Origin of the sequence: Sphingobacterium yanglingense, from assembly GCF_004363245.1 — a bacterium.
GTDB lineage: Bacteria > Bacteroidota > Bacteroidia > Sphingobacteriales > Sphingobacteriaceae > Sphingobacterium > Sphingobacterium yanglingense.
Genome location: NZ_SNYV01000013.1, coordinates 23142 through 38989, shown reverse-complemented (window position 1 = coordinate 38989; position 15848 = coordinate 23142). Strand labels below are relative to the sequence as shown.

The following is a 15848-nucleotide window of genomic DNA, read 5'->3' as shown; positions in this document are numbered from 1 at the left end:
CTTTACCCCATGGCAATATTAACGAACACATTTAATACGCTGCACAATACAGCACCATTTTCGCAGATAAAGAACGAAGATTATATTCCGGCTTTCGAAGAAGCTATCCAAAAAACAAAGGACGAAGTAGACGCTATCGTCAATAATCCTGCCCCTCCGACTTTTGAAAACACTGTAGAAGCTATGGCTTTCTCAGGAATGACCTTAGACCGTCTTTCCAGCATTTTCTTCAATCTCCATTCGGCCGAGACCAATGACGAACTCGAGAAGATAGCGCAGAAGGTGGCACCAAAGCTCTCTGAACTGAGCAATGACATCACCCTCAATTTTGATCTATTCGAACGTATACAGAAGGTATATGAACAACGTGCAGACCTTGACCTTAGTACCGAACAACGGACGCTATTAGAAAAGTCTTATAAAGATTTTGCCCGTAATGGCGCATTGCTACAGGGTGAAGCCAAAGAAGAACTTCGTAAAATAGATGCAGAGCTCGCGGTACTAAAACTAAAATTCGGCGAAAACGTACTGGCAGAGACCAATGCTTACCAACTGCTGATAGAAGACGAAGCTGATCTAGCAGGACTACCTGATGGACTCATAGAAGCAGCTGCCGCACTAGCGGAAAGCCAAGATAAAAAAGGCTGGTTATTTACCTTAGATTATCCCAGCTACATCCCATTTGTAACCTATGCAGACAACAGAGCCCTCCGCCGGGAGCTAGCCTTGGCTGCTGGTCGTAAAGCATTTCAAGACAATGAGTACAATAATGAAGAAAACGTGCTCAAAATCGCTAAGCTTCGCTTCCAAAGAGCCCAGCTATTAGGTTATGACACCCACGCTCACTTTGTATTGGCCGAACGTATGGCACAATCGCCAGATAAAGTAAAAGCGTTTTTGGATGACCTTTTGCAGAAAGCCAAACCTGCTGCCGAACGGGAGTTCCAAGAGCTTTCTGACTTTGCTAAAAAATTGGATGGCATCACCCAGTTGGAAAAATGGGACGGCGCCTATTACGCTGAGAAACTAAAACAAGAACGTTTCAATCTAGATGACGAGAAACTAAAACCTTACTTTCAGCTCGAAAAAGTACTAGCCGGAGCCTATGAGACAGCTCGTTTGCTTTATGGGCTACACTTCAAAGAAGTCCACAACCTCGATAAATATCACCCTGAAGTACAAACTTTTGAGGTGAGCAATGATGCAGGCGAATTGGTCGCTATCTTCTATACCGACTTCTTCCCTCGTAAAGGTAAGCGTAATGGTGCCTGGATGACTTCCTTTAAACCGCAGTATCATTATCAGGGAATAGAAGAACGTCCTCACGTTTCTATTGTATGTAATTTTACTCCACCTACCGCGTCCAAACCTTCCTTACTGACCTTCCAAGAGGTCACCACCCTATTCCATGAGTTTGGCCATGCCCTACACGGCATGCTGGCAGACACCACCTACCCTGGGCTTTCAGGCACATCGGTATATTGGGATTTTGTCGAGCTACCGAGCCAGATTATGGAAAACTGGTGTTACGAAGAGGAAGCCCTCGCCCTATTTGCCAAGCATTACCAGACAGGGGAAAATATCCCGATGGAACTGGTCGAGAAAATCAAAGAATCTGCATCCTTCCTGGAAGGAATGGCTACCCTACGACAGATCAGCTTTGGACTATTGGACATGGGCTGGCACGGAACAGATCCACGTGCTATCAGTTCTATAAAAGATTTCGAGAACCAACAATTTGCTTCCACAAAACTGTATCCTGATGTTGCAGAGAATGCCATGAGCCCTAGCTTTTCGCATATCTTCAACGGTGGATATTCCTCCGGATATTACAGCTACAAGTGGGCCGAAGTACTGGACGCAGATGCATTTGCATACTTTCAGGAGAATGGCATATTCAACAGGGAGATTGCTACAAAATTTAAGGAGTCCGTACTTTCCAAGGGAGGAACCGAACATCCAATGACACTATATCTTCGTTTTAGAGGACAAGAGCCGCAAGTAGAACCTCTGTTAAAACGGGCCGGTCTATTGAAATAACAAACCATAAGGATGAAACAAATCACCAACAACCTTCTCTTCCGAGTCGTCGTAGCAATTGCGCTCGGTATAGGCATGGGCTATATTATTCCGGAATCCATAGGTCGCATTTTTGCGACCTTCAATTCCCTATTCGATCAGCTACTCAAATTTTTGATTCCCCTGATTATTGTGGGACTGATTATCCCTGCAATTGCCAAACTCGGTAAAACTGCCGGAAAGCTATTACTCATGACTGTAGGAATAGCCTACGGCTCTACTCTGTTTGCAGGTTTTTCATCCTACTTTGGTAGTATGGCCCTATTTCCATCGCTTATCGATGGACAGGCCGCTGCCACGATCGAAGAATCTAACAAAGCATTGGCGCCATATTTCACGCTCAGCTTCCCTCCTATTTTTGATGTCATGAGCGCACTGGTATTTGCCTTTCTCATCGGTATAGGATTGACTCGTATAGAAAACTCAACGCTGGAGAAGGTCGCTATTGATTTTGAAAAGATTATTTCTTTTTTGATAGAAAAACTGATTATACCCATTCTTCCCGTATTCATATTCGGCATTTTTCTGGATATGACGTATTCGGGCAAAGTAGGTCTCATATTGGATGTATTCATCAAAATCATTGGAGTTATTTTCATTATGCACATCCTGCTCCTTGCAATACAGTTTTGCATAGCTGGGCTTATAGGAAAGAAAAATCCATTCCGATTGTTGATGACCATGATGCCCGCCTATTTTACAGCGCTGGGCACCCAGTCTTCTGCCGCGACCATCCCGGTTACATTGGCACAGGCAAAAAAGGCAGGTGTCAGTGAAGATATCGCAAACTTTACTGTTCCTCTGTGTGCTACCATACACCTTGCAGGGAGTATGCTTAAGATTGTAGCCTGTGTAGTCGCTTTAATGTTAATGCAAGGAATGCCCATTGATCCCTTACAGATGTCTGGTTTTATCTGTATGCTGGGTGTCACCATGATTGCCGCACCGGGCGTACCTGGCGGAGCCATTATAGCTGCAATCGGTGTCATTGCCTCTATGTTGGGCTTTGACCTACAGAATCAAGCGTTGATGATCTCCCTATATATTGCGATGGATAGCTTTGGTACCGCTTGTAATGTGACCGGAGATGGGGCTATAGCATTGATTGTGGACAGTATTTATAAAAAGAGGATGTAGATTTGTTATCGAGTTATCTTGTTATCGAGTTATCCTGTTATCGAGTGAACGTGTTATCCTGTTATCTAGTTAACTTGTTCACCTGATAACTTGTTAACTTCCTCACCTGATAACTTGTTAACTCCATCACCTTCCATCATATATCTTGCGCTATCGCATAGCCTGCAGCCCATGCCCATTGGAAGTTATAGCCTCCGAGCCATCCCGTAATATCGACAGCTTCACCACCGAAATATAAGCCGGGGTATTTCTTAGATTCCAATGTCTTCGGATTTAGCTCTGCCGTAGATACACCTCCACGCATCACTTCCGCTTTATCATAGCCTTTATCACCTGCTGGCTTGACTTTAAACTGATGGATCGTATCCACGACCAGATTGGCATCTGCCTTACTCAGTGAGGCAATTTTTACGTCTATCGGCAAAAACCGGGCTAATGCTTCCACCATTTTTTTTGTAAAATACCCCTGTAATAATTGTCCAACGGTACGTTTTCCGCCAGCATTCCGCTCTGCGGCAATCAATTCACGAAGTTTAAACTTAGGCAATAGATCGATAGTAAAAGACTCCCCAGCACGCCAGTACGAAGATATCTGAAGAATAGCAGGGCCACTCAGTCCCCAATGTGTAAAAAGGATATTTTCTTCAAAAGATATTTTATCATTATACACTCTTGCATATACCGAGTTACCGGATAGCGAGGCATACCAATCGGCCTCTTTCCCCGTTATGGTGAGCGGCACCAGCCCTGGGGCTGTAGGCACCACCTCTAGGCCCAATCCGCGGGCAGTACGTAACGCAAAATCAGATGCGCCCAATTTTGCGACAGGCAGTCCACCAGATGCAAACACCACCTTAGGAGCTGTAATATATTCTATCCTGCCATTTCTTTCGAGTGTCAGTACATAGCCTGTCCCTTCCTGTTTTAGCTCTTTCACTAAAGTATTCAGCCAGATATCCTGTCCCGTATCATACATCAGCTGGGTGAATGTAGCTACAATATCTTTGGCTTTATTAGATACCGGAAAAAGCTGCCCGAGCGTCTTCTCCTGGCCTTCGATGTTTCCAAAATTTTCAAAAAATGCTACCGTATCATCCACAGTCCATTGTGCAAACACTGCGTTCAGAAACTTAGGATTTTCCGATACAAAATTATCCGTAGAGGTATATAGATTAGTGTAGTTGCAACGCCCACCACCAGAGATCAATATTTTGGCTCCAGGCTTTTCATTCCGCTCCAAGACCAAAGTCTTCTTACCCAACATTCCAGCCTGTACAGCACACATCAACCCACAGGCTCCTGCGCCAATTATAATCGCGTCGTAGTTGTTCAAGTTATAAAAGTTATAAAGTTAAAGAGTAAAATCGTTAAAGGGTTAAGATCAGTTTCACTTATTCACATTTTTACCCATTGACAGTTTTACCTATTCACGATATCAACTGTTCGTCCGTTTTCACCGTTCTTTGCTCTGCCCAAGACTGCTCGGCTAGTTCCAGGATACGGATTACATCGCGGGCCTGTTCGGGTTTTATAAAAAGCTCCTCTTCGCCCAATAATGTCGCGACAATATTTTTATAAAAATCCTGTCCGGTTCCGATTTCACTGAGTACATACTCCTCCACATCCTGACCATTCTCCAATAGCGAGAGTTTACCTTGTATCTCGGCAGGTTCTACACCCCAGCTTGGATCCGATTCTGGACGCGCCCCGGCACGCAGCAAGTTTTCCTGCGGATCTACTCCACGTTTTACAAAACAGCCATTCATGCCATAGATAGCAAATCTCGGTGTAGGCTCCTTTGCCAGCATTTGTCCTTTTAAGGATACTTTAAGACCTGGATAAGACAAGATAAATTCAAAATCATCCACTGCTTTAGCCCCATCACGCTGCGCCCTTAGGTCAGCAAACACCGAATCCGGATGTCCAAATAACTGTAGCGCCTGATCAATCAAATGCGCCCCTAGGTCATAGTGTATGCCCGAGCCCGGAAGCGCTGCTTCACGCCATGCTCCCTCCCGCAAAAAATTACGGAAACGGTCAAAACGCGCTTCGTAATGTACGACACGCCCTAATCTTCCCGAAGCCAGCACTTTTTGCACCGTTTTGAAATCCGAATGAAAGCGTGCATTATGGTGTACTGATAGTAACACACCTTTTTCCTTTGCCAATGCGATCAGCTCATCAGCTTCAGCGGTAGTATTGGTAAATGGTTTCTCTACCACCACATTTTTTCCGGCCTCCAAAGCCGCTTTAGTAAGACTATAGTGTACGTCATTGGAAGTCGCTACTACCACAATATCCACTTCAGGATCTTGAATAATATCTTCCGCAGATAATACGCCTATCGCATTAGGATAGCGTTCGGCCAACATCTTCTGTTGCTCTTCTTTTCGAGCAGTTACTTTGTATAATTCCAGATTTGGATTACTAGCGATAAAGGGTGCATGAAATACGTACCCTCCAATCGAAAACCCAATTAATCCAACTTTAAATTTCTTCATTTTTTGTTGCTTTTCGTTTTACTCTTTCTGTAAAATTACTCCAATCTTCTACCCTAAAAGCTCTAACATCGCGAACAGAGTTTGCAAACTAAATCCGTGCTGATAATGCATCAATTGCATCAACTAGATTGGACATATCATTTAGTTCACTCAGATAGACACTTCCTTGAGTTCTAAAAAAACTAAACTCTTCCAATATCGTACTGATTTCAAAATAAGCATTATTATAAGGCTCTCCATAATACTTCTTCAGATCAGAAACAATCATATCAAAACTAATAGCAAACATCTTACAGAGGCTTAAAGTATTTCTCTTCACCAAAGAAAATCCTTCCCAAACTATCCTTTATAGCAATTTCTATCCCTAAGAACGGATTCTTACGTATTTTTATCACCAACCCTTCGACCCACTCTCCCAGTCCAGTCAATTCTGGAGACACCTTCACTCTTTGTCCTGTTTCCATATCAAATATGATTTTCAATTATTTATCAACAATAAAAAACACTCCAAGTACTAAACAAAAATACAAAAAAGAAGACTCCTTTAAGAATCTTCTTTTTCCTCTAGTTACTAAATAAAAATCATTCAGGACTTACTCAATTATAAAGTCACTCGCTCACCTTCCTCACCTCCACCAGGATTCATACCTCACTTGACAACTTGTTAACTCCATAACTCGATAACTCAATTTACATCCTCTCTGGCACTTCAATACCCAGCATCCGCATACTCTCGGCTATGATGCGAGCCGATGCTACGGACAGATGTAGACGGAAAGCCTTTACATCTTCCTGCTCTGCTTTAAGGATACTTTCCTCGTGATAGAACTTATTGTACAGTTTTGCAACATCGTAGGCATAGTTGGCCACTTGTGCTGGGCTGAACTCTTTCGCTGCCATTTCGATCACCGCCGGATAATTGGTCAATACCTGAATCAAATCCCGCTCATAAGGAGAGAATGATGCTGGCACTATACGAGCAGAAGCCGCATCAAAATCCGCTTTACGCAACACCGACTTGATACGAGCGTACGTATATTGTATAAATGGCCCTGTATGTCCCTGAAAATCTACGGATTCCTTCGGGTCAAACAACAACCTCTTCTTAGGATCTACCTTAAGCAAAAAGTACTTAAGTGCTCCCATACCAATGCTATTATAAAGTGATGCCTTCTCCTCTTCATCAAAACTCTCCGTCTTACCCAGTTCTTCGGTACGTTCCTTGGCCGTTTCAATCATCTCGTTCATCAAATCGTCTGCGTCCACTACCGTACCTTCGCGCGATTTCATCTTGCCTGATGGCAGATCGACCATTCCATACGAAAGATGGAACAGACCATCAGCCCATGTTTTACCCAATTTTTTTAAGATTGTGAATAGCACTTTAAAATGGTAATCCTGTTCATTCCCCACGACATACATCGATTCGTCCATGTGGAACTCATCATATTTGAGTTGAGCTGTCCCCAAGTCCTGCGTGATATATACCGAGGTACCATCGCCACGGAGTACCAGTTTTTGATCCAGCCCTTCTTCCGTCAGGTCTATCCATACCGAATTATCCTCCTTCTTGAAGAACACTCCTTTTTCCAGACCTTCCTGAATAATATCCTTACCCAACAGGTAAGTATCCGACTCGTAATAGTATTTATCAAAGTCTACTCCCAGTTGTTTGTAAGTGCTTGCAAAACCTTCATACACCCAGCCGTTCATCGTTTTCCAAAGCGATATCACTTCTTCATCCCCTGCTTCCCATTGCTGCAACATAGTCTGTGCAGCTTTCATCATCGATGCATTTTTTTTCGCTTCGTCTTCCGTCTGTCCTTCAGCCTTGAGGGCTTCTATTTCTTTCTTATACTCTTTATCAAATACCACATAGTATTTACCCACCAAATGGTCACCTTTCATAGCTGCAGACGCTGGCGTCTCACCATTGCCAAATCGCTGCCAAGCCAGCATAGACTTACAGATATGAATCCCTCTATCGTTTACCAGATTCGCTTTCACCACCTCATAGCCATAGGCTTTCAATATCTCGGCTACCGAATACCCTAAGAGGTTGTTACGGATATGTCCAAGGTGCAATGGTTTATTCGTATTTGGCGAAGAATACTCCACCATTAGCTTCTTTCCATTCTTAGCAAACTGTCCAAATCCTTCTTGCAATATCGTCTCATTGAGCATCGTTATCCAGTAAGCGTCAGACAGGCTGATATTCAAAAACCCTTTGATGACATTGTACCCCGATATAGCATCGATATGCTGCTGCAGATAGGCCCCGATTTCCATCCCTGTCTGCTCTGGTGACTTCTTCGAAAATCGCGTAACCGGAAATGTGACAATCGTTATTTGTCCCTCAAACTCTTTGCGTGTTTCCTGCAAAGTGATCTGAGATTCCGGAATATCGGCGTCATAAAGTGACTTTACCGCCGCTACAGTCTCTTGGACGAGCGTAAGTTGTATAGAGTTAGCCATGTAAATATTGTGTAATATTTGTATCTTTCTGATAATGAGACATAAAAATAACACTCAAAGTGTTTAGGTATTCATTATGAAAGTATATCTTTGCCAAAAATAATAAAAAATGCAGAGCTATCAGGAATTTCTTGACTTAAGTGTTGGTTTTCCGCAAGACGGATTCGAAATAATCGACGACGAATTGTACTTCCACGATTTGAATTTGATGGAAATGATAGAGACGTATGGCACGCCACTACGTTTTACTTATTTACCTATAATCAGCAAAAAAATTCAACAGGCGAAGATTCTTTTTCAAACCGCTATCCTTAAACACGATTATAGGGGATCGTATAAGTACTGTTATTGTACCAAATCTTCCCACTTCAAACATATCGTAGAGGAAGCCTTAAAAAATGACATCCACTTGGAGACCTCATCGGCTTTTGATATGCCTATGATCGACTCCTTAGAACGTGCCGGTACGGTGACCAAAGACATTACCGTAATCTGTAATGGTTTTAAGACCTACCAGTACAAGCAGTATATCATCGATATGATCCATGATGGTTATACGAATATCATCCCGGTATTGGACAATAAGGAAGAGTTCAACCTCTATGACGATGAGATAGAGCTAGACCAACCTTGTGCCCTAGGGATACGTATCGCCTCAGAGGAGCAACCAGACTCGCAGTTTTATACTTCGCGCCTAGGTATACGTATTGAAGACGTTATCGATTTTTACAACAATAAGATTGCAGACAACCCTAACTTCAAGGTTAAGTTATTGCATTTCTTTATCAACTCCGGTATTTCGGACACCCCTTACTACTGGAACGAATTAGAGAAGTACGTGACTTTGTACTGTAAATTCAAAAAAGTAAACCCAGATCTAGATACCTTAGATATTGGTGGCGGTATGCCATTCAAAGACTCTTTGGTGCATGACTTCGATTACGAATACATGGTCAATGAGATCGTAAACCGCATCAAGCAGATCTGCGCGCACCACGAGGTCATGGAACCGGATATTATTACCGAATTTGGTAAGTATACGGTGGCTGAGGCATCAGGTATACTTTACAAAGTATTAGGCCGTAAGTTACAGAATGACCGTGAGAAATGGTTTATGATCGATGGTTCATTCATTACCAACCTACCGGACGTATGGGCGTTGAACCAAAAGTACATCCTATTACCGATCAACAATTGGGATTCGGAATACGAACGGGTCAATTTAGGTGGTATCACCTGCGACGGACAGGATTACTACAACCAAGAGGCACACATGAACTCCGTGTTCATGCCTAAGACACGTAAGGTGCAGTACCTTGGCTTCTTCCACACGGGAGCTTACCAAGATGTATTAAGTGGCTATGGAGGCATACACCACTGTCTACTGCCATCACCTAAGCACGTGATCATCCGTCGTAATAGAGACGAGACATTCAACTACGAAGTATTCGGTGAGGAGCAAAACTCCAAACAGGTCATGAAACTTTTAGGATATCAATAATCAACATAAAAGGGGCATACGATGCCCCTTTTTATGTTGATTTACGCTATATTTCTTTTATTTCTTCAACTGCTTGAGCATCCATTTTTCTATTTCTTGATGTTGCTCAGGATAAGTCCAATGGCCAGTCTCTTGTACCAGGTATAATTCTTTAGGTGCATTAATAAGATTATATGCCGAATAATAAGAAGTTGGAGGACATGTATCATCATTATATCCCCAGGTATAAAATCCGGGCACCTTTACAAAACGGGCAAAATTGACCACATCATAGTAAGCCGACACCTTCACTTTATTCTCATCCACATCCGTTCTAAACATATGAGGCCATCCACCCGCACGATTGTGCATATAACCAGTGAGATCACTCAAAGCAGGATACAGTGAGGCCAAGCCCTTTACCCGACTATCCAAAGAAGCCGTAATAATAGCTAAAGCACCACCTTGGCTACCACCCCAGACCAATAGATCATTACCATTAAACTCTGGCAAAGCGTATAGAAAATCCACAGCTCTTACACAGCCCAAGTACACCCTATTATAGTAGTAACTATCCCTATCATCCAAATTAAAGAATGGATATCCTTTTAGTGGACCATTGCCCAAGTCATTGTACAGCCCTGTTTCATAGGTGACAGGAATACCATGAATACCGATTTGCAGTGTAATTATACCCTTTTCTGCAAGATCAATAACACCAGCATACGGACGAATACCGGCGCCAGGGACCGATAATACCGCAGGATACTTACCCTCCTTTTTTGGCTTAGCCAGTATACCATATTGACGTGTCCCAGCGGCTGCATTTTGCATATTTACATGGTATACATCTACGTTTTCCGTACATCGCTCGGGCAATAATGTTAACTTCGCATCCAGAGGTACCTTCGAGGCCTTAGCTATTGCCGTATCCCAATATTCTTGAAAATCATCTGGCAATGTCTGAGTCGGTTTGATGTCCAATGGTACATATCCTGCTGTAGCAATACCACTATACCAACGCCCGTCTATAGATACTTTTGCTTCACAACGTAAAAACCCAGGCGCGGCCAACCTGCCCTTTACCACCGCAAAACCGTCCTTTAGCTTCACTTTACCTTGGTCAGTAGGTGTCATTTTTTCTAGGCCTACACTATAGGTAATTTCAATATCTGTCAAAGGGACTTGATGTTGCAATACCTGAATTTTAAAAGAGGCTTCCTCATTTTTGTTATAAGTCCAATCAGGTTTGTTTGGTGACACCAATACCTGAATAGCTTGCGAAGATCTAGACTGAGCATATCCCGCGTGGGAAATTAACAATCCAAAACATAGCAGAGCCAATAGGTTAATAAATTGGGGGCTTTTCATAAGTTGATTATTATTTTTTAAAACTCTAATATAAAGATTGCAAATATTATTACCTACATTTCGCTCTAATTTTCAATATTTTATCGTCATATCCTCCCATTATTAAAGGCAGCAAAGCCCCAATTTCTCTTCCTTGCAACGACATCTCAGGTTGATGATAAAGTCCTGAAGCAATACGGGTATCGGCTAGCCTACTCAATAGAATTCACCAGGTAGATCGCCTATAGATGTCTCCACAAGGTCGACATGACGGAGTACCGGCGTGCAAGAGTATATTCTGCCTTAAATTCTGTTCTGCCTTAGGAAGCAAATCTAAAAACAGATAAGGTGTCTAAAAAGCAATAAGTCATCGTCATTGCAAACCTGAGGAACAGCCTGTCCCGAGAATCGGGAATGGTGTGGCAATCTAACTTACTCAAAGCACAGATTAGTTTGCTACGCATCTGCCTTCGCGGGTCTTCATACTTCCTACCAATGACAGATTACCTTTGGTAAGCTCGCAAACTCGGTTTAAAAACTATCTCGTCATCGCGAGGCTACGAAGCGATCTATAAGCCATATATCGTAAAGCCATTTTTAAGATTGCTTCGTCTCCGGCTACTTGGCTGAATCCTCGCAAAGACGGATTACTTTTGGTGAGCTCGCAAGCTCGGTTAAAGCTACGCACTGTCATCAAATCTCCTCTGTGTTTGTTAAAAAAACCTACCTCTCGCAAAGACGGGAAATTCAAGCTTTTTAGATCGCTCTTTTTTTGTTTAATCATAGTGATAGCGACAAGCCTTATTTCCCGTTATACTTCTTTATCTCCTTCTTACTCATTTCTTTGGTGATAAGATCAGGACTAATCGATGCCGTATATTTCGCATCTTTCGTCAAGACAACAGCTTCCGTCCCCACATCAAAGAGTGGCGTGATAAAACCATAGAAGCTAGTAGAATTCGTAATATTTTTTCCTTCATTCGCATCCAGATCGGCAGATTTAAGATACATCAACATAAAACTCACAAAATACCCGTATTTACCCCGCTTTACATTCTTTCCGATTACCTGCCCAGGGAATACAACATCACCCAGTTTCACCTTCATATTGTCCTTGCTCAATCCATCGTATTTCAACAATGAACCATCTTTATGCTCTATCATAATACTGTTCGTACTCGAGCTGTATTCCTTATCCTCTAGCACTGCATCCTCATGTCGGTCGTTTATTTCTACCACAACTCCTTTTCTCGAAGCAGTCACTTCTTGTTGATCATTTGTATAAAAATGATAGACTTTCCAATCATCCGGCGTCGTATTTCCGAAATATCTTGCACTCAAAAAACCAGCTTCACGCGCATAGACTTCGGTACCAGTTCTAAAAGGGATTGCATAAACAAATGTTTCATCAAACTTAGGCATCAGACGTCCTCTAATATAACGGTAACTATAGGACAAATCAATTCCATTATCCTTGTTCATAGGCCTTAAAGTCAGTAACGGCCCCGAGTATCCTTCTGCTCTACAGATATTCGTCGGAACACTCGAATTACTAAGTGATTTAAATTTGAGGTTGACCGTCATAGTCCCCGGATCATCCTTCTCAAAATACAATTCCACAGATTTATCGTCGTTGCGTTTAGAGGTAAGTTTGAGCGCGCTCTCCTGTCCCCATGCCCATGATGACATAATAAAGCACAGCGAACAGCATAAAATATTTTTTATCTTCATAATCTCGTTTATAATGCTTTAAGATAAAGAAAAAACATCCATTATTCAAAACATTAAGAATAAAGAAGAAGCTATTTAAAAAACAGCCGCTTTTGATTACTTCATTAAATAATCCAATCCTTTGGGACGAACCATCGTCTGTCGGTATACCTTTCCAAAGCTAAACCTCCAGTTAACCGTAAAAAAGCTCCTCAGCACAAATAGCTCCTCTAAAAGTCATACCTTACATCACAAACCAACTCCAACACCTACAGAAAACACTCGGTTTTTGACATTATCCGACCACTTAAAAGCACTCTCTGCGATATTAGCCATCCCCATCCTATAATTAGCTGTCACAGAAAAACGCTTGGCAAATTTAATCCCTGTCAACGCATTAACACCATAATCAAAGCTTCTCATGGCATTATCATCATAGATAATCACGGCTGTGGTAGTGCCCTTTTCGGCATATTCATTGATCCCGTCCATCGCAAATCCAATATAAGGACCAGCACCAACAAATACCTTCCCTATTTGCCCAATAGGCACTTTCCCCAAAAAGTTAAAAGCAAAATCCAACCATTTGGTTTTCTGTTCAATCTGCCATGCCCCTCGTTCCTGCGACTCTACCAGCTTACTTCCTTTTCCTTGTAGGGATACCTCAGGTTGAAAATAAAGTCCTGAAGCAATACGCGTATCAAGGTAGCCTGCTAAATAGAAACTAGTAAGAGATTTCGTCTCTCCAAGTACTTCCGAATCAGCACATTTATAAGAGGGAAAACTAGCTCCTGCTTTTAGCCCAAATTCGGTTTGTGCCTGTGCGCTAAAGCCAAACACCAAAATCCCGACAAATGATATTAATATAGCTTTCATTTTAAAAAAATTTAACACTAATAATAATTATACTCACCGTCTAGATAGCCCATAGATGTCTCCACAAGGTCGACATGACGGAGTACCGGCTACCAAGAATTACGACTTATCCCCTCGAGCATTACATCCGTTGTCTAGATACCCTATAGATGTCTCCACAAGGTCCGCGATAAACCGACACCGAGAACTCGTCGACCACAATCGTGACGCTGCGACATGACGTACTCGACTACTTCATTAAATAGCCCAATGTTTTAGGCCGCACCATGCTTTCCCGATATACCTTTCCAAAACGATCAGTCACCCGGATCTCCAATGTACTGGTAGACGAAGAAGCTTTTACCTTAAACATATGTGCTGTCAGGGTCGTCACAAAATCTTCCGTAGGTACGGCATTACGGTTCAGTCGTTGCGCCGAATACGATATAATATGCAACGGGTCACGCATGCGCACCCGGTTTACTGTAAGGGGCGTTCCGTTTTCTGTAACCTCCACCTTCCAGCCTTTATCATAATTCCAGACATTAATTAAGACCTCGTTGTTCTTATTTGGATTCGCATATTCAGCCGCATACGTATTCCACTCCGATCCTGTGTAAGCTGGAGCATATTTATCCTTAGTCAGATGCACCTGATTGAGGTCATAAGCCCTAAACTGATAATCTTCGCTTTCGCCTATAGCCTTGTACTTCCATTTCAAATCTCTCCCCTGCATTTCCCAAATACCATAGCCACCTGGTGCACCATCCTTACAGATATGATTTCCTGCATACCCCACATTACCGGTCCACCACCAGGTCGCACACACTGCCCCCGTGTTATGCTCCATAATATTCGGTGCAGTAGCTAGCTCTACATTATAATTGATATGTGTATGTCCCGTAACCACATGAACCGTCGTAAAGCCCTTCAACGCATTGACAAAATCAGCCGCATTAGTAATCCTATAGCCTGTTGTCTCACTACCACTACTATTTAATGAAGGGTTACTATGCAAATGTGCATGCATAGCGACTACTATAGGTGTACTTTTGTCCGTTATCGTCGCCAGATCCTTTTTAAGCCACTCAATCTGGTTTTCTACAATTTTAGTGTTATAATTCCTCGCCTCATTTACATTCAGATACTCAATATTATCCAGTACGACATAGTGTACCTTACCCAAGTTGAAAGAATAATAAGTCGGTCCGATAATCGTTCTATAGGTATTTTCAGATTCCCAATCGCCAGAGGCCTTAGGATCATTATCGTGGTTACCCATCGTATTGAACACCATAGCCTCAATCTTATTCATCTCGGTCAAGTACTGTGGTAGAGCATAATTATTCGAATACCAATAACTTTCCCAGGTCATATCCCCCAGTGTTAGTGCATACACCTTATTACCTGCGCTCTTATAGGCCTGAATAGACTTATTGACATCGGGCAAGAATCCTTTTTGAAATTGATTGATATCATCCGTACGTCGAGCCAGATGCATATCACCCAAAATCATTACAGCATGCTTTTCATTGTTGACCGCCTTCAATTCAAAATCTTTGGTTTCGACAACATCCGCAGGCAAATTGAGACGTTGAAAAAACTGTGGCGCATTCATGCTAGTCGCTACTTCATAATTCCCGGGGATAGACACAAAGACATACCTTCCTTTTTTATTAGACGGAAGATAATATACACCATCCTGATCTGTTGTCGTCACTTCAAATCCATCAGATACCACCACATTGGCAATCCCAACACCTGCTGCATAGACTACCCCTTTTACAGTCATACCTGCCTTATCCGGAATATTAGCATTAAAATACAGGTTAAGGATTGTCGTCCCTAGTAAAAAAGACTGCGCACCTCGTTTTACCGATACCCTATAGCTATCCGAAGGGATATCCATTGGAAACACAAAACTGATCTGATCTGCTGTAACATTTTTACTCGTTATTGTGTATTTCCCAGTTGCTGTTAGATTAGCCCGTGATTCAAAGTAGAGCTGATCACCCGTTGCAAATCCCTTTCCGCTAATACTATATTCTGACCCTTTGGTTGCATCTATATGTGCAGCGATAAGCACGCCTGTAATACTCAATTTACCATCATCCCCTCCCCCAGAATCTGGTGTGGTAGGTTCTGCAGGCTCGGCCACAGATTTTGTGCAACTATAAAGATTCAACGAAAGACCTAATCCTGTTATCAGAGAAGCATGGATAAAGGAACGTCTACTATAATGGAATTTCTTATTCATTGTT

Annotated in this window: 13 protein-coding genes; 3 read left to right on the top strand and 10 right to left on the bottom strand. The window is 42.4% G+C overall.

The window, feature by feature from the left end:
* Window positions 1-9 precede the first annotated feature (9 nt).
* Both CLV99_RS08595 and CLV99_RS08590 read left to right on the top strand, forming a co-directional pair.
* Entirely contained in the window at window positions 10-2040 is a 2031-nt protein-coding gene (locus tag CLV99_RS08595) for a M3 family metallopeptidase (protein ID WP_133584105.1), read from the top strand.
* Between the two features lie 12 nt (window positions 2041-2052).
* Complete coding sequence (locus CLV99_RS08590; protein WP_133584104.1) at window positions 2053-3216, top strand: dicarboxylate/amino acid:cation symporter; 1164 nt, start codon at window positions 2053-2055, stop codon at window positions 3214-3216.
* 136 nt (window positions 3217-3352) lie between these two features.
* Here CLV99_RS08590 and CLV99_RS08585 read toward each other — a convergent pair whose 3' ends face one another.
* From CLV99_RS08585 to argS, 5 genes are all read right to left on the bottom strand, one after another.
* Window positions 3353-4501: a BaiN/RdsA family NAD(P)/FAD-dependent oxidoreductase gene (locus tag CLV99_RS08585; protein ID WP_133584572.1), complete on the bottom strand. Its 1149-nt coding sequence runs from the start codon at window positions 4499-4501 to the stop codon at window positions 3353-3355.
* A 142-nt stretch (window positions 4502-4643) separates the two neighbouring features.
* The gene (locus tag CLV99_RS08580; RefSeq protein ID WP_133584103.1) at window positions 4644-5717 is read right to left on the bottom strand and encodes a Gfo/Idh/MocA family oxidoreductase; all 1074 of its coding nucleotides are present in this window, start codon (window positions 5715-5717) and stop codon (window positions 4644-4646) included.
* Window positions 5718-5805: 88 nt separating this feature from the next.
* On the bottom strand, window positions 5806-6006 hold the full coding sequence (locus CLV99_RS08575; RefSeq protein ID WP_246032718.1) for a hypothetical protein: 201 nt from the start codon (window positions 6004-6006) through the stop codon (window positions 5806-5808).
* Between the two features lies 1 nt (window position 6007).
* Window positions 6008-6181 (bottom strand): hypothetical protein, encoded by a 174-nt coding sequence (locus tag CLV99_RS23190; RefSeq protein ID WP_162850069.1) that lies wholly within the window; start codon window positions 6179-6181, stop codon window positions 6008-6010.
* Window positions 6182-6407: 226 nt separating this feature from the next.
* Window positions 6408-8192, bottom strand: a complete 1785-nt coding sequence (argS, locus tag CLV99_RS08570; RefSeq protein ID WP_133584102.1) for an arginine--tRNA ligase — start codon at window positions 8190-8192, stop codon at window positions 6408-6410.
* A 109-nt stretch (window positions 8193-8301) separates the two neighbouring features.
* On the opposite strand from argS, the gene CLV99_RS08565 reads away from it, so the two are divergent.
* Entirely contained in the window at window positions 8302-9693 is a 1392-nt protein-coding gene (locus CLV99_RS08565) for an arginine decarboxylase (RefSeq protein ID WP_021070919.1), read from the top strand.
* Window positions 9694-9750: 57 nt separating this feature from the next.
* Here CLV99_RS08565 and CLV99_RS08560 read toward each other — a convergent pair whose 3' ends face one another.
* From CLV99_RS08560 to CLV99_RS08540, 5 genes are all read right to left on the bottom strand, one after another.
* A complete protein-coding gene (locus tag CLV99_RS08560) occupies window positions 9751-11043 on the bottom strand; it encodes an acetylxylan esterase (protein ID WP_133584101.1) in 1293 nt (430 codons plus the stop codon).
* Between the two features lie 517 nt (window positions 11044-11560).
* Complete coding sequence (locus tag CLV99_RS08555) at window positions 11561-11806, bottom strand: hypothetical protein (protein ID WP_133584100.1); 246 nt, start codon at window positions 11804-11806, stop codon at window positions 11561-11563.
* Window positions 11807-11823: 17 nt separating this feature from the next.
* Window positions 11824-12753 (bottom strand): M23 family metallopeptidase, encoded by a 930-nt coding sequence (locus CLV99_RS08550; protein ID WP_133584099.1) that lies wholly within the window; start codon window positions 12751-12753, stop codon window positions 11824-11826.
* A gap of 228 nt (window positions 12754-12981) precedes the next feature.
* Window positions 12982-13608 carry an outer membrane beta-barrel protein gene (locus CLV99_RS08545; protein WP_133584098.1) on the bottom strand — a complete coding sequence of 209 codons (627 nt, stop codon included), beginning with the start codon at window positions 13606-13608 and terminating at the stop codon, window positions 12982-12984.
* A gap of 229 nt (window positions 13609-13837) precedes the next feature.
* Complete coding sequence (locus CLV99_RS08540) at window positions 13838-15844, bottom strand: calcineurin-like phosphoesterase C-terminal domain-containing protein (protein WP_133584097.1); 2007 nt, start codon at window positions 15842-15844, stop codon at window positions 13838-13840.
* Window positions 15845-15848 lie beyond the last annotated feature (4 nt).